The organism is Cupriavidus sp. HE11 (genome assembly GCF_056097175.1).
Genome location: NZ_CP184465.1, coordinates 1,566,290 through 1,587,702 on the forward strand (window position 1 = coordinate 1,566,290; position 21,413 = coordinate 1,587,702).

At 66.9% G+C, this 21,413-nt stretch carries 20 protein-coding genes; 12 read left to right on the forward strand and 8 right to left on the reverse strand.

Features of this window, described 5'->3' with window-relative positions; genetic code table 11:
* Positions 1–148 precede the first annotated feature (148 nt).
* Together ACOABP_RS24310 and eutC are read left to right on the forward strand one after the other, a co-directional pair.
* Positions 149–1,531, forward strand: a complete 1,383-nt coding sequence (locus ACOABP_RS24310; protein ID WP_474228173.1) for an ethanolamine ammonia-lyase subunit EutB — start codon at positions 149–151, stop codon at positions 1,529–1,531.
* Between the two features lie 21 nt (positions 1,532–1,552).
* On the forward strand, positions 1,553–2,362 hold the full coding sequence (gene eutC / locus ACOABP_RS24315; protein ID WP_474228174.1) for an ethanolamine ammonia-lyase subunit EutC: 810 nt from the start codon (positions 1,553–1,555) through the stop codon (positions 2,360–2,362).
* Positions 2,363–2,377: 15 nt separating this feature from the next.
* Here the strand turns inward: eutC and ACOABP_RS24320 are convergent, their stop codons facing one another.
* The 3 genes from ACOABP_RS24320 to ACOABP_RS24330 all read right to left on the reverse strand — a co-directional run bounded on the left by ACOABP_RS24320 (position 2,378) and on the right by ACOABP_RS24330 (position 5,231).
* Positions 2,378–2,854 carry an aminoacyl-tRNA deacylase gene (locus tag ACOABP_RS24320; RefSeq protein ID WP_474228175.1) on the reverse strand — a complete coding sequence of 159 codons (477 nt, stop codon included), beginning with the start codon at positions 2,852–2,854 and terminating at the stop codon, positions 2,378–2,380.
* Positions 2,855–2,887: 33 nt separating this feature from the next.
* Positions 2,888–3,832, reverse strand: a complete 945-nt coding sequence (locus ACOABP_RS24325; RefSeq protein WP_474228176.1) for a LysR family transcriptional regulator — start codon at positions 3,830–3,832, stop codon at positions 2,888–2,890.
* A gap of 85 nt (positions 3,833–3,917) precedes the next feature.
* Positions 3,918–5,231 carry an MFS family transporter gene (locus tag ACOABP_RS24330; protein WP_474228177.1) on the reverse strand — a complete coding sequence of 438 codons (1,314 nt, stop codon included), beginning with the start codon at positions 5,229–5,231 and terminating at the stop codon, positions 3,918–3,920.
* Between the two features lie 383 nt (positions 5,232–5,614).
* On the opposite strand from ACOABP_RS24330, the gene ACOABP_RS24335 reads away from it, so the two are divergent.
* The 3 genes from ACOABP_RS24335 (at position 5,615) to ACOABP_RS24345 (ending at position 7,819) form a co-directional block, all read left to right on the forward strand.
* Positions 5,615–5,947: a hypothetical protein gene (locus ACOABP_RS24335; RefSeq protein ID WP_474228178.1), complete on the forward strand. Its 333-nt coding sequence runs from the start codon at positions 5,615–5,617 to the stop codon at positions 5,945–5,947.
* Positions 5,948–6,071: 124 nt separating this feature from the next.
* Positions 6,072–7,229: an acyl-CoA dehydrogenase family protein gene (locus tag ACOABP_RS24340; protein WP_474228179.1), complete on the forward strand. Its 1,158-nt coding sequence runs from the start codon at positions 6,072–6,074 to the stop codon at positions 7,227–7,229.
* Between the two features lie 44 nt (positions 7,230–7,273).
* Positions 7,274–7,819, forward strand: coding sequence for a hypothetical protein (locus ACOABP_RS24345; protein WP_474228180.1), 546 nt, complete (start codon positions 7,274–7,276; stop codon positions 7,817–7,819).
* Between the two features lie 37 nt (positions 7,820–7,856).
* Here ACOABP_RS24345 and ACOABP_RS24350 read toward each other — a convergent pair whose 3' ends face one another.
* On the reverse strand, positions 7,857–8,228 hold the full coding sequence (locus ACOABP_RS24350) for a PHA-granule associated protein 4 (RefSeq protein ID WP_474228181.1): 372 nt from the start codon (positions 8,226–8,228) through the stop codon (positions 7,857–7,859).
* An 80-nt stretch (positions 8,229–8,308) separates the two neighbouring features.
* A complete protein-coding gene (locus tag ACOABP_RS24355; protein WP_474228182.1) occupies positions 8,309–11,173 on the reverse strand; it encodes a M16 family metallopeptidase in 2,865 nt (954 codons plus the stop codon).
* Between the two features lie 189 nt (positions 11,174–11,362).
* On the opposite strand from ACOABP_RS24355, the gene ACOABP_RS24360 reads away from it, so the two are divergent.
* Genes ACOABP_RS24360 through thpR form a run of 3 tightly spaced genes read left to right on the forward strand, consistent with a single transcriptional unit; the run spans position 11,363 to position 14,025 of the window.
* Entirely contained in the window at positions 11,363–12,925 is a 1,563-nt protein-coding gene (locus tag ACOABP_RS24360; protein ID WP_474228183.1) for a DNA-3-methyladenine glycosylase 2 family protein, read from the forward strand.
* Positions 12,922–13,473, forward strand: a complete 552-nt coding sequence (locus ACOABP_RS24365; RefSeq protein ID WP_474228184.1) for a methylated-DNA--[protein]-cysteine S-methyltransferase — start codon at positions 12,922–12,924, stop codon at positions 13,471–13,473. The genes ACOABP_RS24360 and ACOABP_RS24365 overlap by 4 nt, the downstream gene beginning before the upstream one ends.
* 3 nt (positions 13,474–13,476) lie before the next feature.
* A complete protein-coding gene (gene thpR / locus ACOABP_RS24370; RefSeq protein WP_474228185.1) occupies positions 13,477–14,025 on the forward strand; it encodes an RNA 2',3'-cyclic phosphodiesterase in 549 nt (182 codons plus the stop codon).
* Here thpR and ACOABP_RS24375 read toward each other — a convergent pair.
* Entirely contained in the window at positions 14,009–14,632 is a 624-nt protein-coding gene (locus ACOABP_RS24375) for a LysE family translocator (protein WP_474228186.1), read from the reverse strand. The genes thpR and ACOABP_RS24375 overlap by 17 nt on opposite strands.
* A 137-nt stretch (positions 14,633–14,769) precedes the next feature.
* Here ACOABP_RS24375 and ACOABP_RS24380 point away from each other — a divergent pair, with 137 nt between their 5' ends.
* Entirely contained in the window at positions 14,770–15,696 is a 927-nt protein-coding gene (locus tag ACOABP_RS24380) for a LysR substrate-binding domain-containing protein (protein WP_474230531.1), read from the forward strand.
* 209 nt (positions 15,697–15,905) lie between these two features.
* On the forward strand, positions 15,906–16,700 hold the full coding sequence (locus tag ACOABP_RS24385) for a flagellar brake protein (protein WP_474228187.1): 795 nt from the start codon (positions 15,906–15,908) through the stop codon (positions 16,698–16,700).
* Positions 16,701–16,724: 24 nt separating this feature from the next.
* On the opposite strand, the gene ACOABP_RS24390 is transcribed toward ACOABP_RS24385, so the two are convergent.
* Together ACOABP_RS24390 and ACOABP_RS24395 are read right to left on the reverse strand one after the other, a co-directional pair.
* Positions 16,725–17,573, reverse strand: a complete 849-nt coding sequence (locus ACOABP_RS24390; RefSeq protein ID WP_029051034.1) for an IclR family transcriptional regulator domain-containing protein — start codon at positions 17,571–17,573, stop codon at positions 16,725–16,727.
* 225 nt (positions 17,574–17,798) lie between these two features.
* On the reverse strand, positions 17,799–20,132 hold the full coding sequence (locus ACOABP_RS24395) for a patatin-like phospholipase family protein (RefSeq protein ID WP_474228188.1): 2,334 nt from the start codon (positions 20,130–20,132) through the stop codon (positions 17,799–17,801).
* A gap of 200 nt (positions 20,133–20,332) precedes the next feature.
* Here ACOABP_RS24395 and ACOABP_RS24400 point away from each other — a divergent pair, with 200 nt between their 5' ends.
* Together ACOABP_RS24400 and ACOABP_RS24405 are read left to right on the forward strand one after the other, a co-directional pair.
* On the forward strand, positions 20,333–20,530 hold the full coding sequence (locus tag ACOABP_RS24400) for an oxidoreductase-like domain-containing protein (RefSeq protein ID WP_474228190.1): 198 nt from the start codon (positions 20,333–20,335) through the stop codon (positions 20,528–20,530).
* Entirely contained in the window at positions 20,527–21,399 is an 873-nt protein-coding gene (locus ACOABP_RS24405; RefSeq protein WP_474228191.1) for an NAD-dependent protein deacetylase, read from the forward strand. The genes ACOABP_RS24400 and ACOABP_RS24405 overlap by 4 nt, the downstream gene beginning before the upstream one ends.
* Positions 21,400–21,413: the final 14 nt, after the last annotated feature.

The following is a 21,413-nucleotide window of genomic DNA, read 5'->3' on the forward strand; positions in this document are numbered from 1 at the left end:
AGGCGGATTGTCGACGTGACGCGTAACAATGGCAAGACAGCTTGAGCAGATAAGCGATCTTGCCGCGCCGGGCGCGGAACTTGCGTCCCCGCGGTGGCCTATATTGGGGAGCAGAAGACGGCGCAGCCGCGCCAGGAGACCGCCTGCCATGGCCTTTACCCATACCGTCGGCGTCCGCCGGCACGTGTTTGCCGACCTGCGCACGCTGCTGGCCCGTGCCAGTCCGGCGCGCTCGGGCGACGCGCTTGCCGGCATTGCCGCCGACAGCGAGGAAGCGCGCATGGCGGCCCGCATGGCCCTGGCCGACATGCCGCTGGCCCGCTGCCTGACCGAAGCGCTGGTGCCTTACGAGGCCGACGAGGTCACGCGGCTGATCGTCGACAGCCACGATGCGGCGGCCTTTGCGGAAATCGCCAGCCTGACCGTGGGCGATTTCCGCAACTGGCTGCTGCGCCACGAGACCGATTCCGCCACGCTGGCCCGGGTGGCGCCCGGCATCACGCCCGAGATGGCGGCCGCCGTCAGCAAGCTGATGCGCAACCAGGACCTGGTGGCCGTGGCCCGCAAGTGCCGGGTGGTGACCCGCTTTCGCGGCACCATCGGGCTGCCCGGACGGCTGGCCGTGCGGCTGCAGCCCAATCATCCGACCGACGACCCGCGCGGCATTGCGGCGTCTATCGTCGACGGGCTGCTTTATGGTTGCGGCGACGCCACGATTGGCGTCAATCCGGCCAGCGACAACCTTGGCGCCATCGTCACGCTGCTGAAGCTGATCGACGATATCCGGGCCCGCTACGACGTGCCCACCCAATCGTGCGTGCTGACTCATGTCACGAATACACTGCGCGCCATGGAGCAGGGCGCGCCGGTCGACCTGGTGTTCCAGTCCGTGGCCGGCAGCCAGGCCGCCAACGCGGCGTTCGGCATCTCGCTGGCGCTGCTCGACGAGGCGCGGCAGGCGGCGTTGTCGCTGGCGCGCGGCACGGTGGGCAACAATGTCATGTACTTCGAGACCGGCCAGGGCAGCGCGCTGTCGGCCAACGCCCACCATGGCGTGGACCAGCAGACCATGGAGGCCCGCGCCTATGCCGTGGCACGGCGCTTCGAGCCGTTGCTGGTCAACACGGTGGTGGGCTTTATCGGCCCCGAGTATCTCTACGATGGCAAGCAGATCATCCGGGCTGGCCTGGAAGACCATTTCTGCGGCAAGCTGCTGGGCGTGCCGATGGGCTGCGACGTCTGCTACACGAACCACGCCGAAGCCGACCAGGACGACATGGACACGCTGCTGACGCTGTTTGGCGTGGCCGGCATCAACTTCATCATGGGCGTGCCCGGCGCCGACGACATCATGCTGAACTACCAGAGCACGTCGTTCCACGATGCGCTGTACCTGCGCGAGGTGCTGGGCCTGCGGCCTGCTCCCGAGTTCGAGGCGTGGCTGCAGCGCATGGGCATGCTGGACAGCGCCGGCCGGCTGTTGGCGCCCTCCGCGCGTCAGCCGTTGCTGACGATGGCCGAGTCGCTCTGACCCCCGATCCAGGAGACGCCGATGCCGAACCACCCGGCACCCCCCGAGCCCCCCGAGCCCCCCGAGCCCCCCGAGCCCCCCGAGCATCCGGCAGACCCCTGGCGCCGCCTGCGCCAGTTCACGCGTGCCCGCGTGGCTATTGGCCGCACCGGTCATGCCCAGACTACCGAGACGGTGCTGGCATTCGGGCTGGCTCATGCGCAGGCGCGCGATGCGGTACACCTGCCGCTGGACGCCCAGGCCATCGACGCCGCGCTGCATGCCGCCGGGCTGGGCGTGATGCATGCCCACAGCGCCGCGCACGACCGCCAGGAATACCTGCGCCGCCCCGACCTGGGCCGTCGGCTGGACGACGACAGCCGCGCGGCGCTGGCCCCCGATCCCCAGCCATACGATGTGGTCTTCGTGATTGCCGATGGCCTGTCCGCACTGGCCGTGCAACGCCACGCGGTGCCGCTGCTGCAGGCCGTGCTGGCGCAGCTGCCGCCATGGCGCATTGGCCCGGTGGTGGTGGCCCGCCAGGCGCGCGTGGCCCTGGGCGACGAGATTGGCGAACGGCTGCAGGCGCGCCAGGTGGTGATGCTGATCGGCGAGCGGCCGGGGCTCAGTTCGCCCGACAGCCTCGGGATCTACCTGACCTACGATCCGCGCGTGGGGCGTACCGATGCGCAGCGCAACTGTATTTCGAACGTGCGGCCGGAAGGGCTGCCGTATGCGCAGGCGGCTGACAGATTGGCGTTCTTGCTACGGGGCGCGTTGGCGCTGGGACGGTCCGGCGTGGACCTGAAAGACGACAGCGTCGCCATTGCGGCGACGCTGCCAGGGGCGTGAAACGCCAGGAGGGGGCTACGACATCATCACGCGCGAGAACCTGCCGCGCTGCGCGTCTTCCATCAGCATCATGAACTGGTCGCGGTCCATGTGGACCAGTTCCAGGTGGTCGCCCGCCTCGAACCAGACTTCGGGTTCCTCGAACAGGCTTTCGTCGACGTAGGTCTGCATGCCGTACGACATCGCGCACGGCGGGATGGCGCCGAGATCGCAATCCTTGAAGACCTCGCGGATCTCGTCCTCGTGCGCCAGTACCAGCTTGCGGCCCGTCATGTCGCAGAGCGTCGACAGCTGCAGATGGTGGTTCGACGGGATCACGGCGGCCACGTAGCCGCCTTCATCCTCGAGCAGCAACGTCTTGGCGAGACGATGCCCCGGTACATGTGCCGCGTGGGCCGTGGCCATGCTGCTGAGACTGTAGGGGTGACGAATGATGTCGAACCGGCTGTTCATGCGGCTGAGCCGGCCAGCCAGGGTGCCTGCCATTGCCATGATCGTCTTCCTTCCCGCGCGCTTGGGCGCGGTTTAGTCCTGAGTGTTCTCACTATAGGCACTGTCGCCGCGCATGCGAGGCCAGATTGCCTGCAGCTCGGTCTTCAGGAACGTCAGCAGGTAGCGCGTGGCCATGGTCTGGTAGCGATTGGGCATCGTCAGCATGTAGAGCTTGCTGCCGAACACGCTGATGCGGTAGTCGGCCAGCAGCGGCACCAGCGTGCCGTCTTCCAGATCCTTGCCCACCGCGTAGAGCGGGAAGATGCCGATGCCCAGGCCGCTGACCACCGCATCCTTCAGGAACGCGAAGTTTTCGGAGCTCAGCGTGGGCGCCAGCACCACCTGTTCGCGCTCGCCGGTGGCGTGACGGATACCCGAAGCCTTGAGTTTCTGGCCGATTGGCGATGCGCAAACGATGGCATGGGTGCCAAGGTCGGCCAGCACCGACGGCTTCGGCCTGCCGGCCAGATAGGCCGGTGCGCCGCAGACAATCCAGTCGACCGAGCCGATCTCGGTCGCAACAACCGAATCGGGTGGCGTCGAGATGATGCGCAGCGCCACCTCGACATCTTCCGAGACCAGGTTGTGGATGCGGTTGTCGAACACCACGTCGAGCGTGATGTCGGGATAGCGCTGCTTGAACTGCACCAGCAGCGGCGACAGCATGGCGTGCCCCAGGCCGGTAGGTACCGACAGCCGCACATGGCCCTGCAGGCTCTTGCCCATGCTGCTGATCAGCGCATTGGCGGCCGCCACCTCGCCCAGGATGTTCCGGCCATGCTCGTAGAGCCCGGCACCTACCGGCGTGGGTTCCACGTGGCGCGTGGTCCGGCGCAGCAGCTGCACGCCCAGTTCTTCTTCCAGCGCCTTGAGGTGGTAGCTGACATTGGCGCGCGTCATCTTGAGCTTGCGCGCGGCGGCGCTGAGGTTGCCGGCGTCGACGATATCGACGAACAGGCGCAGGGCGTTGAGGTCCATGACGAAGCTGGCGCGGAAATGAAAAAGGGGCCCGAAGGCCCCTCAGTTTGCCATGACGCCAGGTGTGCGCGTCTCGGCGGGTGTCTCAGTGCTCGTGATGCAGGTACTTCGCCTGGCGCGGCAGCCGCAGGCTGACCAGGAAGGCGATGGCCATCATGACGGTGACATACCAGTAGAACGACGTCTCGTGGCCCATCGACTTCAGGCCCAGCGCCACGTATTCGGCCGTGCCGCCGAACAGCGCGTTGGCGATGGCGTAGGCCAGGCCCACGCCCAGCGCGCGCACTTCGGGCGGGAACATCTCGGCCTTCACGATGCCGCTGATCGACGTATAGAAGCTGACGATGGCCAGTGCCACGCAGATCAGCAGACCGGCAAGTTCCGGGCTGGACACCGTCTTCAGCGCGGTCAGGATCGGCACCGTGGCGATGGTGCCCAGCGCGCCAAACAGCATCATGTTGTGGCGGCGGCCGATGCGGTCGGACAGCGCACCGAAGAACGGCTGCATGCACATGTAGAGGAACAGGCAGACCGTCATCACGTAGCTGGTGGTCTTGATCGGCAGGTGGGCCGTGTTGACCAGGAACTTCTGCATGTACGTGGTGAACGTGTAGAAGATCAGCGACCCGCCGGCCGTATAGCCGAGCACGGTGAAGAACGCCGCCTTGTGATGGCGGAAGATCTCGCTCACGGTGCCCGCTTCCTTGCTGTTGCGCTGCTGCGCGGTGGTGGTCTCATGCAGCGTGCGGCGCAGCAACAACGCCACGACGGCCGTGACGGCACCCACCACGAACGGGATGCGCCAGCCGTAGGATTTCAGTTCGGCTTCGGTCAGCAACTGTTCCAGAAGCACGATGACCAGCACGGCCAGCAACTGGCCGCCGATCAGGGTCACGTACTGGAACGACGAGAAGAACCCGCGCCGGCCCTTGAGCGCCACTTCGCTCATGTACGTGGCGGTGGTGCCGTATTCGCCGCCGACCGACAGGCCCTGCAGCAGCCGCGCCACCAGCAGCAGCGCCGGCGCCCAGTTGCCGATGGACGCGTAGGTGGGCAGGCAGGCAATCAGCAGCGAGCCGAAGCACATCATGACCACCGAGATCAGCAGCGAGTTCTTGCGGCCGTTGCGGTCGGCGATGCGGCCAAACAGCCAGCCGCCGATCGGTCGCATCAGGAAGCCCGCCGCAAACACGCCGGCGGTGTTCAGCAGTTGCGCCGTAGGATCGCCCTTCGGGAAGAAGGCCGGCGCGAAATAGATCGCGCTGAATGCGTAGATATAGAAGTCGAACCATTCCACGAGATTGCCCGACGACGCGGCCACGATGGCAAAGACGCGCTTTCTGGTTTCTTCGGGGGACGGTGCCGTGCCGTTGACGGCGGAGGAGGCGATGTCTGTCATAGGACCTTCTGTTCTTGGCTTGGCGGCGGGGGCCCGCTGGGTACGGACGAGGAGAGCGAGGTGCGACGTGAACCGGCAAGACCACCATGCCGGCCCTGGGGCGTCGCAAGTCGGGCCCGTGTGCCCGCCTAGCGTAGCGCGGAACGGCCGGCCACCCAAGGGGGTTGGCTTTCATTGTGCCGCCTGCGTATTGCAAATGCCTTGCCACTAGCGGTTTTGCGCCGCATTGTCCGACTGGCTGAATAGAGTTTTTACAAAGCGCACCGTAGCGGCACGAAAATCCTGACAGATGACGTCGGTCACCGGCGTGGCTTGCGTGGGCCGCACGGCTGGGCAATCATGCAGTTCGATTCCGAACGCCGTGCCTTTCAACTCCCTTGTCAATGTCCAATCCGCGCTTCCTGCCGTTCCTGCTGGCACCGTTGCTGTGGCTGCCCGCCGTGGCCGCGCTTGCCGAGGGCGATCCCAACCTCGTGCAGTGCCAGCGCATCAACAAGGCGCAACTGCGGACGGCCTCCGAGGAAACGCTGCTGTTCCTGCGCTGCCGCGCGCGGCAGATTTCCTATGAAGCCCCGCGTCTGCGTGGTGTCACGCAGAAATTCCGGGACGACCTGGTGTTCGCCTGCCTGGACCAGGCCGACGAGATCGAACACCAGCTACGGGTGAGTCATGGCTATACGCGTGAAGCGCTGGCCCGCAAGAAATGTGATCAATAGAGCCTTTCTGTCTATTGTCAAATTATCTTGACGGTTCTGTCCAAGTTGGCGTGGATTGTCAAAATCGATGGTCGGCGTACCATTGGCGGCCATTGTTGTTGTACCGACTCACCCGGAGACTGTCATGGCCCTCGACGCCGAATCCTTTTCCCTGCTGCGCGCCTCCGTGCAGCGTTTCATCGATGAGCGCCTGAAGCCGGCCGAAGATACTCTCGAGGAAATCGATGACGTGCCGGCCGACATCGTGGCCGACATGAAGGAGATGGGCCTGTTCGGCATCTCCATCCCGGAAAACTACGGTGGCATCGGCCTGTCGATGTCGCAGGAATGCGATGTGGTCTACGACCTCGGCCACACGGCCTTCGCGTTCCGCTCGGTTTTCGGCACCAACGTGGGCATTGGCTCGCAGGGCATCCTGATGGATGGCACCGAAGAGCAGAAGCAGACCTACCTGCCCAAGATCGCCAGCGGCGAACTGGTCATCTCCTTCGCGCTGACCGAGCCGAACGCCGGTTCGGACGCCGCATCGCTGCAGACGCGTGCCGAGCTGGATGGCGACCACTACGTCATCAACGGCACCAAGCGGTTCATTACCAACGCACCGCGTGCCGGCGCCTTCACGCTGATGGCCCGCACGGGCGGCCCCGGTGCCTCGGGCATTTCGTCGTTCATCGTGCCGGCCGACACCCCGGGCATCTCGTTGGGTAAGCCCGACAAGAAGATGGGCCAGCGCGGCACCAAGACGTGCGACGTGGTGCTCGAAAACGTGCGCGTGCCGGCCGCGAACATCATCGGCGGCGTGCCGGGCGTGGGCTTCAAGACGGCCATGAAGGTGCTGGACCGTGGCCGCCTGCATATCTCCGCGCTGGCTTGCGGCATGGCACATCGCCTGATTACCGATGCCGTGGCCTATGCGAAGGAGCGCAAGCAGTTCGGCAAGCCGATTGGCGACTTCCAGCTGATCCAGGCCATGCTGGCCGACAGCCAGGCCGAACTGTACGCCGGCCTGTCGATGGTGCGCGACTGCGCGCAGCGCTACGACGCCAAGCCGGCCGGCCAGAGCGACCCCGAAGTGAGCATGCTGGCGTCCTGCACCAAGATGTTCTGTACCGAAATGGTGGGCCGCGTGGCCGATCGCGCCGTGCAGATCCACGGCGGTGCCGGCTACATTGCCGAATACACGGCCGAGCGGTTCTACCGCGATGTGCGCCTGCTGCGCCTGTACGAAGGCACCACGCAGATCCAGCAACTGATCATCGCCAAGCAGCTGCTGCGCGACTGATCCGGCTGAACGCAGCGGACTGACCCGAGGGGATAGGAGACAGGATGAGCAAGATCCAGGTTGCGGCCCCACAGGGGATGGCCGCTGCAGATCACGGCGCGGTGCATCGCCTGCGCGCCGTGGTGGCGACGTATCGCACCATGCTGCAGGCCTACACGCTGGTGGTGTCGGCCGACACGTTGATGGCACTGTCGAACGGCCCTGAGCCGACGCATTCGGCCCGCGACTATCGTGCCCAGGCGCATCTCGACCGCCTGCGCCAGGCCGTCCGCGATTGCGGACTGGCGCTGCCCAGCGCCATTGTCGTGGCGGTGGCGGGCGGCACCATGCGCTGCGAATGCGACCATCTCTACTCGCTGGATCTTGATCCGCGTGCCGGCGACAGCCTGATCGTGCTCGACGGATACGACCGGCTGGCCGAGCTTGCCGATACCGGGCGCGGCCATATCAAGACGCTGGTCACGGCCGTGTTGTGCTCCAACGTGACGACCGCTGCCGAACCCTCCCTGCCTGCCACCGAGGCCGACTGCGCGCTGATGCACGTGTCGGCGGCCGCACGCTGGGCCGGCGCCACGCGCGTCTGGCAATAAGCCCGCGACGCGGTGACGCTGCGCCGACGATCTGGGCTCAGGCCCAGATCGTGTCGACTTCCCGCAGCAGATGGCCCGCCAGGATGTAATCGCCAAGGCGCGATGCCTTGGCTTCAAGGTCCAGCAATTCCCGATCGGCCAGCAGGCCGAGGTCGAACTGGCAGTACAGGTTGCGCTGCCGGAACGTGGTCTTGGGCCTGCTCAGCCCTTCCTGCAGGGCTTCACGTGAGCGGACGGCGATACTTTCCTGTCCGCGGTATTGCACCTTGATGCCGCGCTTCTCGCCAAGCCGGCCGAGTTCGATGGCGTCCTGCCATCCGGTCTCATAGTCCAGCTCAAGCCCAAGCGCCTGCTCCGAGGCCAGAAGCCTGAGCGCTTCCGCCTTGCTGCCAGCTCGCACAATTGACATCCACACCTCAAGTCACAAAATGGACTGTATAAATATACAGTGATCGGGCGGTTGTCTCAAGGGCCACGTTACTGGGCGTCTCAAGGCTTGCTGGCGTCGGGCGGTGCGGCGGCCGCGGGTGTCCCGGCTTCGGCTGGAACCGCCGCCGGCACCCCGTTGCCCACGCCGAAATCGCCGGCAAATGCCTGCGTCAGCATGGCCGGGCCCAGATAGCGCCGGATCGCGGCATTGACGGCTGCGGGCGTGGCCGTCCGGATGGCTTCCTCGATGGCCGCCGTATGGGCCATGGTCCGGCCCAAGTACGCCTGGTTGGCCAGCGCGCCAGCCAGCGCGCCATCGCGCGTGCGGCTGACCATGCCTTGCTGCAGCAGGCCGCTGGTGGCTTCCGACAGTTCGCTGGCCGTGATGCCGTCGCGGACAAAGCGTGCCATCTCTTCGTCGACGGCCTTGCGCAGACGCGGCAGGTTCTGCGGAGCATAGGCCGCCCAGAGCCCGAACCGTCCCGCGCGATCGAGCGCGCCAATCGTCAGCGAACTGGACACCCCATAGCTGAGGCCGTCCACCTGGCGCAGACGGTCGGCCAGCCGGCTGCGCATGCCGGTGCCGCCGAACACGCGGCTCGCGATCAGCATCAGCGGGTAGTCGGGCGAGTCGCTGACCAGATCCACGGGCTGCGCGGCCAAGTAGACCGCATTGGCCTTGCCGGGTGTGTCGAGCGTGAAATCGGTAGCCGGAATGGCCACGAAAGGCCGGTCCACCCGCTCGAATGGCACCTCGGCTCGCCAGTCGCCAAACAGGAATTCCGCCTGCCGGACTGCGTCATTGGCATCGAAATCGCCAACAATCGCCAGCTGGGCATGCTCCGCGCCATAAAAGCGCGCGTGGAAGTCCCGCAGGTCGGCAACCGATACGGTACGCAACTGCGCCACGCTTTCGTCAAACGTTGGCGTGTAGCGCGGGTCGCCGGGCGGGTACGGATTGCCGTGGCGTCCCAGGGCATTCGGCGCCAGCGCGTTGGGCTGCTTGCGCTGGCTCTCGATGCCGGCGATGCTGCTGGCCCGTAACGTCTCCAGTTCGTTGCCCGGGAAGGTCGGCATGCGCAGCACGGTGCGCAGCAATGCCAGCAGGTCGGGCAGGTACTCGCGCCGCGTGTCGAAGCGGACAGTCACGCGTTCGTCGCTGCCGGAAATCGATACGTTGGCCTTCAGGGCCTCGAAGCGGTCGGCGATCTGTTGCCGCGTGAACGCGCCCGCGCCGCGGTCGAGCATCGCGCCGGTCAGCGATCCGACCGAATTCTTGCCCTGCAGCGCCTGGAGGTTGCCGATGCGCAGGATCAGCGTGCCATTGACCGCGCCACCGCGCGTGGGCTTGGACAGCAACGCCAGCTGCATGCCATTGGGCAGCGTCTGGCGCACCGTATGCGCGTCGATATTCGCCGGGCTCGGATCGAAGGCGGCCACCGCCTGCGCGGCCGGCTTGCCCGTGTAGTGCTGCGTCAGCGCGGCCAGGTCGGGCGCGGCCGGGATGGCCGCCAGCTGCGGCTTGTCGCCCGGCACGAACTCGCCCACCGTGCGATTGGCCGGGCGGAAGTAGTTTTCCGCCACACGTTGCACGTCGGCCCGGGTCGTGGTCTCCACGCGGTCGCGGTTGATGAAGAACAGCCGCCAGTCACCCTTGGCAATCGCCCCCGACAGCGCCACGCCGTAGGCGGCCGGATCGTTCAGCGTTTTCTCATAGGCGTTGCGCAGCCGCACACGGGCGCGCTCGATTTCCTCGTCGGTGACCGGATGCGTCGCGACACCTTCCACCGTGGCGATCAGCGCATCGCGCACCGGTTCGATCGGACGATCCTTGCTGGTGCCCGCCGCAAACTGGATCACCCCCGGATCCTTCATCGACGTGAAGAACGACCCCTGCCATGCCGCCTTGCGGGTGTCCACGAGGCTGCGCTCGAGCCGGCCGCCCGGCGTGTCCGCCAGGATGACCGCCAGCATGTCCAGCGCGGTGATGTCGGGGTGGGCGCCGGGCGCCACGTGATACATCGCGGACACGATGCTGCTGTCGCCAGGCCGCACCAGCGTCAGTTCGCGCGCGCCTTCCTGGGCGGGCTCGACCGTGTATTCGGTCGGCAGCACACGCGCCGGACGCGGAATCGGTCCGAAGGCCTGTTCGATCCGGGCCAGCGTGCGCGCCGCGTCGAACTGCCCGGTGACCACCAGCACCGCGTTGTCGGGCTGGCAGTAGCGGCGATAGAACGCCTGCAGGTTGTCGATGCCCACGCGTTCCATGTCGCTGCGCGCGCCGATCACGGCCTTGCTGTAGTTGTGCCAGCGGTAGGCCGCCGCGTACATCTGCTGCTGCAGCATGCGCATGGGGTTGTTCTCGCCAATCTCCATTTCGTTGCGCACCACGGTCATTTCGCTGTCCAGGTCCTTGCGCGCGACGAAGCTGTTGACCATGCGGTCGGCCTCCATGCGCAATGCCCAGTCCAGGTTGTCCTCGCTGGCCGCGAAGGTCTCGAAGAAATTGGTACGGTCCTGGTTCGTGGTGCCGTTGTACTGCATGCCGCGCCGCGCGAACTCGGTGGGAATGGTCTTGCCCGGCAGCGACGGCGTGCCCTTGAACAGCAGGTGTTCGAGCAGGTGCGCCATGCCCGTTTCGCCGTAGTTCTCGTGGCGGCTGCCCACCAGGTAGGTCATGTTGACCGTGGTGGTGGGTTGCGCGTCGTCGGGCGCCAGCAGGACGCGCAGTCCGTTGGGCAGGCGGTATTCGGTGATGCCTTCCACTGTGGTGACGGGCGTGGCGCGTGCCACTGGCGCGGCCGACGGCGGTGCCGCCAGCGTACCGGTGCGCGCCGCCTGGGCGGCGGGGATGCTCAGGCCACATGCGAGGACCACGGCAATGGCGGCCATGCGGGTCATGCCGGCAGCGGGGCGACGATTCATGCAAACTCCAGAAGCGGCGCTCAACGCCGCAGGTGAGCAGATTCTAGCCTCAGCGGCGTGCCGTGCAACGCGGTCGACCGCACTTTCAGAATCGGGCGCAAAGCGACTTCGCCATTCCTTCAGAACGGCCTCAGGAGAATGTCCGATTCCAGCGCATTCGATGCGCCGCGCTGGCGTAGGATGCATGCCATGGAACTCGATCCCGACACCTGCTACAAGGCCGTTGCATCACACGACCGCCGCTTCGACGGACGCTTCTTCGTAGGCGTGTCGTCAACGGGGGTGTACTGCCGGCCGATCTGCGCGGTGCGCACGCCGAAGCGCGAAAACTGCACGTTCTACGAATCCGCTGCGGCAGCGGAAAAGCATGGCTTCCGGCCGTGCCTGCGCTGCCGTCCGGAACTGGCCCCGGGCCATGGCCTGGCGGACATCTCCGGACGGCTGGCGCAGGCCGCCGCCACACTGATCGACGAAGGCTTCATGACGGGCGCCGGGGTGGCGCAACTGGCCGCGCGGATCGGCGTGACCGAGCGTCACCTGCGCCGGTTGTTCGATGCCGAGTTCGGCGTGTCGGTGCATGAATATGCGCAGACGCAGAAGCTGCTGCTGGCCAAGCGCCTGCTGACCGATACCGTGCTGCCCGTGACCCAGGTGGCGCTGGCGGCCGGGTTTGGCAGCGTGCGCCGCTTCAACGACGTGCTCAAGGAGCGCTATGGCCTGACGCCACTTGCGATGCGCAAGCGGGCTGCCGACGGCCTGGCCGATCGCCTGGTTTTCGAACTCGGCTATCGTCCGCCGCTGGCCTGGGCCGAATGGCTGGGCTTCCTGGCAGTGCGGGCCGTCGACGGCATCGACCAATGCCTTGCCGGGGTCTACACGCGCACGATTGCGATCGAGGCCGGCGGCCATCGCCATCTGGGCTGGGTGCGGCTGGAACATCTGCCGAAGCGCACGGTGGTGCGCGTGACGTTGTCCGGCTCGCTGGCGCACGTGATTCCGCAGGCGCTGGGCAAGGTGCGCCGCCTGTGCGACCTGGGTTGCCGGCCCGATATCGTGGACGCCCATCTGGGCGAACTGGCGGCGGACACGCCGGGCATGCGCCTGCCGGGCACGTTCGATGGGCTGGAAATTGCGGTGCGGGCCATCGTCGGACAGGTGATTTCGGTGGTGCAGGCGCGCCGCATCCTGGCGCGGCTGGTGCGCATCGCCGGCGAACCGTTGCCGGCGCAAGCGCTGGCGGGCCTGGTGCAGCCGACGGCCCCCGATGCCGTGGCGCCGCTGACCCATGCCTTCCCGACCGCGCACGCGCTGGCTGCATTGCCCGATGCCGATTACCAGGCGGCCGGCGTGCCGGTCGCGAAGGTCCGCGCCATCAGGGCGCTGGCACGGCAGGTGGCGGCCGGGGAGATCCGGCTCGATCCGCACGCGGCGCCGGACGACACTGTCGCACGGCTTTGCGCGATCGAGGGCATTGGCGACTGGACGGCGCAGTACGTAGCCATGCGCGCGCTGGGCTGGCCCGATGCCTTCCCGGGCACGGATTACGCGCTGCGCAAGGTGCTGGACGTCAGCACCGTGCGGGCGATGCAGGCAAAGACCGCGCAATGGGCCCCGTGGCGCGCCTATGCCGCGATCCACCTGTGGCATCGCTACGAGGAAATCAAGGATGGCGCGCAGGCGCCGGCTGGTGGCGTCGACGGCAATGACACCAGGGACAGCAACATCAAGGACAGCGAGGAAGAAGCAGCATGAACAGCTATCAGATCATCGACAGCCCGCTGGGCAATATCCTGCTGCGCGCGCAAGACGGCCTGCTGACGGGCGTGTTCTTCGCGGGGCAGAAGTACTACCCCAGCCAGGCCGGTGCCACGGTGCCGGCGTCAGACGCCGATGCGCGCGTGCTGGCGCAGGCGGCGGACGAACTCGACGCCTATTTCGACGGCCGGCTGCATACGTTCACGGTGCCGATCCGGTTTGCCGGCAGCGCCTTCCAGCAACGGATCTGGCAGGCCCTGTGCGACATCGAATTTGGCGAAACGTCGACGTACGGGCAATTGGGCGCCGGCCTGGGCCTGCCGCCGAGCCATTCGCGCGCGGTGGGCGGGGCCGTGGGGCGCAATCCTCTGTCGGTCATCGTGCCGTGCCATCGTGTCCTGGGCGCATCGGGAGCGCTGACCGGCTATGCGGGCGGCGTCGACCGCAAGCGTGCGCTGCTGGGCCTGGAGGGCGTGTTGCAGGCCGGCGACGGCGGTGGGCCGGGCCACGCGCAGGCGGGCCAGGCCGCGTTGGCGCTGTATTGAACGGTGCCACGGTTATTTATCGCGATCGACACGCCGGCCACGCTGGCGGACAGGCTGCTGCAAACCCTGCCCGCCCATCGTGATATCCGGCCCACGCCAGCCGCGCAACTGCACTTGACGTTGCGCTTCCTGGGCGATTGCGATGTGGCGGCCACCACCGGCATCGCACAGGCGCTGCATGCCGTGGACGTCAAACCCCTGATGCTGCAGGTCAGTGGCGTCGGCCGCTTTCGGGGCCGGCAGGGTTCGATCCTGTGGGCCGGGCTGGCCGAGTCGGCGCCATTGCAGGATCTGTTCGATGCCGTGAGCGCGGTGCTCGACACCCAGGGCATCGCGCCCGATCCCCGCCGCTTCCGGCCGCACCTGACCCTCGCGCGCAGCCGTCCGGGCGTACCCGAGCCGCTGCTGCGCGACTGGCTTGGTGCATTGAGCAACCTGGCGCCGCCGCCATGGAACGTCGACCGGTTCCTGCTCTACGAGAGTTTCCTGAGCAAGGAAGGCGCGCGGCACGTCGTGCGCGACACCTATCGGCCAGCTACCCCAGGTTGCTGACACCGAGCGCCACGCCAAGCCCGCACAGCGTGGTGCCGATGACCCGGTCCAGCAGCCGCTGGCGCCGCAGCATGGCCGTGCGCAACGCCGGCGAGCCGAAGCACCACGCGACGATGCCGAACCACACCAGGTGCGCCAGCGACATGAACAACCCGTAGCCGAACTGCGCCGCCAGCGGCGTATGGGGGCTGACCACCTGCGTGTAGGTGCTGACCACGAACAGGGTGGTCTTCGGGTTCAGCGCGTTGGTCAGAAAGCCCATGCGGCAGGCCGCCGCGCCGGAAATGGCTGGTGCGGCCGTGGTGTCAACGGTCACGGCCTTGCGGTTGCGCAGGGTCTGGATGCCGATCCATACCAGATATCCCGCGCCCAGCAGCTTGATGACCGACAGCACCCCATGGGCATGGGCAATCAGCAGCGACACCCCGAACATCGTATAGGCCACATGCACCTGCACCCCCATGGCGATGCCCAGCGCGCACAGCAGCCCGGTGCGCCGCCCGAACAGGTAGCTGTTGCGGGTGACCATGGCGAAATCGGGCCCCGGGCTGATAACGGCAAGGATGGTGATCGTGGCAACGGCGGCAAGTTCGGCAAGCGGAGTCATTTATGGTCAGTTTTCATTGTGGAAGGCGGCGGCCGGCGATGCCTGGCAGGCGCCATTTTGTCTCGCAGAAATGGGTACGGAAAGCGATTTATACTGGCGTAATTCCGTGAGAAAAACTGACTGATTGCATGGCTTCGATGCACTGGCTGGGCTGGATCCGCTTTTTCGAGGCGGCGGCAAGGCACCAGAATTTCGCCCGCGCCGCTGACGAACTGCACCTGACGCACGGCGCGATCAGCCGCCAGATCCGGCAGCTGGAAGATGCGCTGGGCGTGCCGCTGTTCGAGCGGCGCAACCGGGCGGTCTTTCTGACCGAAGCCGGCCAGACCCTGCATGCTGCGGCCACGCAATCGATGGATCTGCTGGCGGCGGCGGCCGAGCGGATCCGCGCGCCGGCCCCGAATGCGGCGCTGGTGCTGTCGTGCGAACCCACCATTGCCATGCGCTGGCTGATTCCACGGCTCAGCCGGTTTTCGGCCGTCCATCCGGACATCCCGCTGCATCTGATGGCGGCCGGCGGTCCGGTGGACTTTGCCGCCCAGGGCATCGATGTTGCGCTGCGGCGAAACGATTTCGCGTTCGACCCGCGCTGGCATGCCAGCGAACTGGCGCCCGAGCGCGTGGGGCCGGTCTGTCGGCCCGATCAGGCATCGGTCGCGCTGGCCGACGCAGTGCGGCTGCATACCCGCACGCGCCCCGACGCCTGGCAGCGCTGGGCCCGCAGCGCCGGGGTGGCGCAGCCCGGCAGCGAGGAAGGCGCGAAAGGTGGCCAGGCCGGACAGCGCGACGCCTGGTACGAACACTTCTACCTGAGTCTGCAGGCTGCGGGCGCCGGCCTGGGCTGGGCCGTCGCGTCCGAATGGATGGCTGCCGACGAACTGGCCGATGGCCGGCTGACCGCGCCATGCGGGTTTGTGCCCGATGGCTCGGCGTATCACCTCATATCGCCGGTGCCGTTTGCCAGGGATCCGCGCCGAGAGGCGCTATTGCAGTGGTTGCGCGCCGAACTGGGGCGGCCGATACCTGGGTCGGCACCTGCCATGGCGGACACGTCCATCGGGTAACGGAGCGCCGCGGAAAGCGCAGCGGAAGCTACCCCACCGAAGTCGGTTTCTAAAGTTACGTCGTATTTTGCCGAAGGCCATGGCATATGCTTGCGTCGCTAAGGTGGCGCGCTTACCATGCGGCGGCTGTCGCGCCGCGCGCTGACAGATCCATTGCCCGCCCGCCCTGGCGACCCGCGGCGCAACCACTATTAGAAGTAGCGTATTCCATGAGTCTTCAAGATCCCCGCGGGCCGCAGGCAGGCCAATCCTTGTCCCAGTTCGAGGGCGAGTCCGACGAGCGGGACTCTGCGCAGTCGGATGAACGCTACCGGCTGACGCACAGCTCGCAGATCGGTACGGTGCTGCGCGACATGGCCTGGCAGAAGTGCCTGCTGAACGTGCGCTCGCGCAATGGCTCGGAGATCGTGACGTCGATCCTGCACGTCGACCCGGCCAACAAGACGTTCATTTTCGACTGGTGCCGTGCCGATGCCGAGCGCCAGGCGCTGATGGGTTCGGAGAAGAACGCCTTTTCGGGCCTGCTGCGTGGTGTGCCGGTGAACTTCATGGTGGGCACGCCCGGTGCCACGCGTTTCGAAGGTGGCCCGGCCTTTATCGCCGACTTCCCCGAAAAGCTCTACCACTTCCAGCGCCGCCGCCACTTCCGCGCCCGTACGCTGCTGACCAAGGGCTATCGCTGCGAGATCGTGCTGCCGGATTCGGTCGACAAGTCCACGCTGCAGCTCGATATTGCCGACCTTTCGCTGTCGGGCGTGGGTCTGCGCTCGCGCCAGGTGGGCGCCGACCAGTTGCCGGTGGGCACGGTCATCAAGAAGTGCCGCCTCGATTTCGGCGAGCTGGGCCGCCTGGAGCTGGACATGCAGGTAGTGGGCCACTGGCTGGTCGGGTTTGACGACAACACCGTCCACCACTACGGCTGCGCGTTCCTGAATCCGGATGGGCGCATGGAAAACTTCCTGCAGCGCCTGGTGTTCCAGCTGGAACTGGCGCACCGGGGCTGAGCCCCGGCTCCGCCCTCCAGCGGGTCAGCTTCCCACCAGCTTGCCGATCGCGGCTGCCGCCTCGCGCATGGGGCCGAGCAGCCGCGCGATCATTTCGGATTCCGAAACCTTGTTGGCCTTCACGCTCACGCTGATGGCCGCCACCACCATGCCCGTCTGGGCGCGCACCGGCACGGCAATCGCCCGAAGGCCCGGCTCCAGTTCCTCGTCGATCAGCACATAGTCCAGTTCGCGTGCGCGCTGGAACGCCGCTTCCAGTTCCGGACGCGAGACCTTGGTCAGCAGCGTGCGCGGGCGCAGTTCGGCATGTTCGAAGAACGCTTCGAGCACGGCGTCCGGCTGGTGGGCCAGCAGCAGCCGGCCCGTGGAAGTGCAATACGCCGGCAACCGGCTGCCCATGCCCAGCGCGTGGGTCAGCACGCGATGCACCTCGGAACGCACCAGGTACAGGATGTCGATGCCATCGAGGATGGCCAGCGCCGACGTCTCGTGAACCCGCGCGCTCAGCGTGTCCAGGATGGGCTGCGCCGACGACACCAGCGACGTCGACGAGAAATAGGCATGCCCCAGATGCAGCACGCGCGGCCGCAGGGCAAAGTGCCCGTCCTGCTGGCTCACGTAGCCCAGCTGCTCCAGCGTATAGAGACAGCGGCGCACCGATGCACGCGACAACTGCGTGCGCTGGGCCACCTGCGAGATAGTGAGCGGTCGCTTGCGTTCCGAGAACGCCTCCAGCACGGTCAGGCCGCGCGCCAGCGACAGCATGAAATTCGGATCCCCGGCAAAGCTGTTGAGAATGTCGGCCGGCGGATGAGCGGCGCGGACAGTATCGGCCTGGGCTGGCTTGAGGTGGATGGGATTGGGGGCGTCCATGGCAGGGGGGCGATGCGCTGTTCGATAATCGCGCATCTTAACGCTCCGGCACGTAGATTGCCGAATTCCGGACAAAAAAATGTCGCCGATTGGGGCGGCGACCGGGGAAGGGGGTGTCAGGAGGACGGGGGTCCAACCGACATCGTCGAGTATAGAGAGCCGCACAGAGACATTACATACAACTAACGTGGGGGTCTGGCGTGCCGCACTTTGTGGCGCATTCGCCTACGGTTTGCCCAGGAACAGGTAGAAGGCATAGTGTCCGCCGGATGCCCGACCGTAGGCCAGGTAGAGCGGACCGATCGGGCTGTCCACGCCCAGGAACAGCGACCCGGACTTCAGCAACCCGGTGGGGCTGCCCGCCACCAGCGGCGCGCCCACCCGGCCGGCTTCCAGCGACGCCCCCGCGTAGACACCTTCCAGCAGCGTCTGCTTGACGAGCTTGTTGTAGTAGACCAGCCGGGCGAACTGGATATTGCCGCCGATCAGTTGCCCGGTGCTGTAGCCGGACTGCTGCAGGAATCCGCCCCACTGGAACAGGTCGTAGCGGGGCAGTCCCGGTCCGCCGATGTTGCTGCCGGCGCGGATGCCCAGGTTCACCGTGCTGTTGCCGAACGAATACGCGCCCGTTGCCGTCAGTTCGCCCTTCGTATAGGTATCGGTCGCCCCCATGCCGGCCTGCGACGAAAACACGTTGACCGAACCGCCATAGCCAAAACGCGGAAAGTTGATGCTGTCGAGCTGGTCGAACAGCAGCCGGCCGGTGATGGCCCGCCGCTGCACGTCGCTGCCGGAGGTTGGCGCGAGCGATTCGGGGCCGGTGGACAGCGACACGTTCTGGTGCCCGATCAGCACGCCGAGCCGTGCCTCGCCGTACTTGGTGAACTGGCTGCCCACGTCGAACGCGATATCGGTGCGGCGCAGGTCGTATTCGGCCACCTTGCTGTCGCCGCTGTAGACGTTCACGGGCCGGCGTTCAAGCTCGATGCGCGGCGCCACGAAGAACTGCTGGCGCGTATCGAGCGGCTGGTAGAACTCGCTGACCAGGCTCGACGTCTGGCCCACCTGCACGTCATTGCGCCATTCCGCGCCCAGCGAATTCAGCCAGGTGCGGCGGTAGCTGGCGAGCAGGTTGAAGTAGGCATTGCCACGGAAGTCCGAGCTCAGGCCCAGCCCGAAGCGAAGGTAGTCGGGCCCGTAGCTCTTTTCGATGGCCTCCACGTTCAGCACCCGCTTGCCCGGTTCTTCCAGGAAGCGGTAGTTCACATGCTCGAAATCGCCCGTGCCGAACAGGCGCCGCATGTCGCGGTCCAGCGTGGCCTGCGAGATCGGCTCGCCCGGGCGGGTTTCCATCGTGGCGGACGCAAAGGCCGGGTTGACACGCTCCAGCGGCGCGAAGCGGATTTCGTCGACCGGCCGCAGATCGGGCGGGGGCAGCGCCCGCTGCGCGACGCGCAGGGCGGCGTACTGGTCTTCCGGCAGCGACAGCGCGGACAGGCGGTCGGCAACGCGCTGCGCGGCGGCTTCGCCAATCGGAATGGTCTTGGGCAGGTGATTGAAGTCGCCGGCCGAGAAATCGCCCAGGGCGGGTTCGATCAGGATGTCGGTCGGCTTCAGCGACGCCAGCGACGTGCGCACGTTCTGTTCGGTCAGGATATTGAGCATCTGCCCGGTCACGCCGATCAGCGAGGTCAATTCCTCGCGCTTCATCAGCGGCGTGCCCAGGTTCACGGCGATGATGATGTCGGCGCCCATGGCCCGCGCCACATCCACGGGCAGGTTGTCGGTCAGCCCGCCATCGACCAGCAGCTTGCCTTCGTACTCGGTGGGCGCCACCGCGCCGGGCACCGACATGCTGGCGCGCATGACATTGGCGAGTTCGCCCTCGCTGAAGACCACGGGCGTACCAGCTACCAGGTCGGTGGCCACGGCGCGGTAGGGAATCGGCAGCGAGTCGAAATTGCGATAGCCGGGCGCATTCGCCAGCTGGCGCAGCACGGTTTCGAGTTGCACGCCAGATACCGCGCCCTTCGGCAGCAGCAGCCCGTCTGACCGCACCCCGATCTCGGGCGTCACCAGGTTGGTGTGATCCTCGATCTTGCGGCGGATGGCCAGGTCCTGGCGCGGTGGCCGTTCCTTGAACAGCGCGTCGGTCGACAGGCCGCCAACCAGCTTTTCCATATCGGCCGTGCTCATGCCCGTGGCGTACGCGCCGCCGACCAGCGATCCCATGCTGGTGCCGGCGATGCAGTCCACCGGCACGCGTAGCGATTCCAGCACCTTCAGTACGCCGATATGCGCCGCGCCGCGCGCACCGCCGCCCGAGAGCACCAGGCAGATGCGCGGGCGGCCGTCCGGATGTGGCCGCAGCGCCGGGCCGGCAACGGGCTTGCCGGGCGTGGCGGGTGCAAGTACCGGCGGGGCGGTAGGGGCAGGGTTGGGCGGCGGCAATACCTGGCGGCCCGCTTCGGCCGCGATGGCGGCGGCGCAGGCCAGCATTGCCGCCAGGCCTGCGGCGGACCGATGCAATGCGGAAGTGACGCGCGTGGCAGTGACCATGGCAATAGGCAGTCCGCCGTGTACCGGTTCGGCGCCACAACACTATCAGCAGCGTCCAGCCCGGCACAGCCTTGTCGAAACAATTCAATATCGCCCCGGTTTCCTGCATATCAGGGATTGCCTTCGCATGCATTGGACCAAAGACCCTGATCGGGCAGGCGTCATATACTGGCGCCGTTTTGATCTTCCACTGCACAGCCGTGTCCGCTGCCGAGTCCTTCCCGCCGCCCGATGATCCCAAGCCGCATCCGCCCGAGCGCCCCGGCGACAACGAGTGCTGCCAGAGCGGCTGCGATCCGTGCGTGTTCGACTTCTACAACGACGAGATGGACCGCTATCGCCAGGAGCTGAAGGCCTGGGAAGCGCGCCAGGTCGGGCGCGTCAAGGTGGATCCGTGAGCCACGCCGCAGACCGCGACGGTCCCGACGATCGCAACAGCCCCGGCGCGGCACTGCTCGACCATGTCGAACGACATCCGCGGCTGTTCGTGCTGACCGGCGCCGGTATCAGCACCGATTCCGGCATTCCCGGCTATCGGGATGAACAGGGGCGCTGGCAGCGCGCTGCGCCGATGACGATCACGGCGTTCCTGAGCGGGCATCCGGCGCGCCAGCGCTACTGGGCGCGCAGCATGGTGGGCTGGCCCGTGGCGGACGCCGCGCAGCCGAACATCAGCCACCGCGTGGTGGCGCGGCTCGGCGACGCCGGGCGCGTGGCGGGCCTGGTGACCCAGAATGTGGATGGCCTGCACCAGCGCGCCGGCAGCCGCGATGTGATCGAGCTGCACGGCAGCATCGGGCAGGTGGTGTGCCTGTCGTGCGCCACGCAGTATCCGCGCACCTATATCCAGCGCTGGCTCTGGCTGCACAATCCCGACTTCCGCGATGTCTCGGCGCTGCCGGCGGCCGATGGCGATGCGCACCTGGAGTCGCCGCTGTTCGACAACTTTGCCGTGCCCGACTGCGAGCGTTGCGGCGGCGTGCTCAAGCCCGATGTGGTGTTCTTTGGCGAATCGGTACCGCGTGAGCGCGTGGACGCGGGCCGCCTTGCGCTCGATGGGGCCGATGGCATGCTGGTGATCGGTTCGTCCCTGACTGTGTTCTCGGGCTACCGCTTCTGCCTGTGGGCCGCCGAGCGTGGCCTGCCGATCGCGGCGCTGAACCTGGGCACCACGCGTGCCGATCCGCTGCTGACCTGCAAGATTTCCGCCCCGATCGGGCCCGCTCTGGCAGTGCTGGCCGCGTCGCTCGGGCTCGATGCCGGTTGACCCCGCCGGCCGGC

Coding starts and splice junctions, on each gene's coding strand:
- ACOABP_RS24310 (WP_474228173.1), top strand. CDS start 149: ATGGCCTTTACCCATACCGTCGGCGTCCGCCGGCACGTGTTTGCCGAC.
- eutC (WP_474228174.1), top strand. CDS start 1,553: ATGCCGAACCACCCGGCACCCCCCGAGCCCCCCGAGCCCCCCGAGCCC.
- ACOABP_RS24320 (WP_474228175.1), bottom strand. CDS start 2,854: ATGGCAATGGCAGGCACCCTGGCTGGCCGGCTCAGCCGCATGAACAGC.
- ACOABP_RS24325 (WP_474228176.1), bottom strand. CDS start 3,832: ATGGACCTCAACGCCCTGCGCCTGTTCGTCGATATCGTCGACGCCGGC.
- ACOABP_RS24330 (WP_474228177.1), bottom strand. CDS start 5,231: ATGACAGACATCGCCTCCTCCGCCGTCAACGGCACGGCACCGTCCCCC.
- ACOABP_RS24335 (WP_474228178.1), top strand. CDS start 5,615: ATGTCCAATCCGCGCTTCCTGCCGTTCCTGCTGGCACCGTTGCTGTGG.
- ACOABP_RS24340 (WP_474228179.1), top strand. CDS start 6,072: ATGGCCCTCGACGCCGAATCCTTTTCCCTGCTGCGCGCCTCCGTGCAG.
- ACOABP_RS24345 (WP_474228180.1), top strand. CDS start 7,274: ATGAGCAAGATCCAGGTTGCGGCCCCACAGGGGATGGCCGCTGCAGAT.
- ACOABP_RS24350 (WP_474228181.1), bottom strand. CDS start 8,228: ATGTCAATTGTGCGAGCTGGCAGCAAGGCGGAAGCGCTCAGGCTTCTG.
- ACOABP_RS24355 (WP_474228182.1), bottom strand. CDS start 11,173: ATGAATCGTCGCCCCGCTGCCGGCATGACCCGCATGGCCGCCATTGCC.
- ACOABP_RS24360 (WP_474228183.1), top strand. CDS start 11,363: ATGGAACTCGATCCCGACACCTGCTACAAGGCCGTTGCATCACACGAC.
- ACOABP_RS24365 (WP_474228184.1), top strand. CDS start 12,922: ATGAACAGCTATCAGATCATCGACAGCCCGCTGGGCAATATCCTGCTG.
- ACOABP_RS24375 (WP_474228186.1), bottom strand. CDS start 14,632: ATGACTCCGCTTGCCGAACTTGCCGCCGTTGCCACGATCACCATCCTT.
- ACOABP_RS24380 (WP_474230531.1), top strand. CDS start 14,770: ATGCACTGGCTGGGCTGGATCCGCTTTTTCGAGGCGGCGGCAAGGCAC.
- ACOABP_RS24385 (WP_474228187.1), top strand. CDS start 15,906: ATGAGTCTTCAAGATCCCCGCGGGCCGCAGGCAGGCCAATCCTTGTCC.
- ACOABP_RS24390 (WP_029051034.1), bottom strand. CDS start 17,573: ATGGACGCCCCCAATCCCATCCACCTCAAGCCAGCCCAGGCCGATACT.
- ACOABP_RS24395 (WP_474228188.1), bottom strand. CDS start 20,132: ATGGTCACTGCCACGCGCGTCACTTCCGCATTGCATCGGTCCGCCGCA.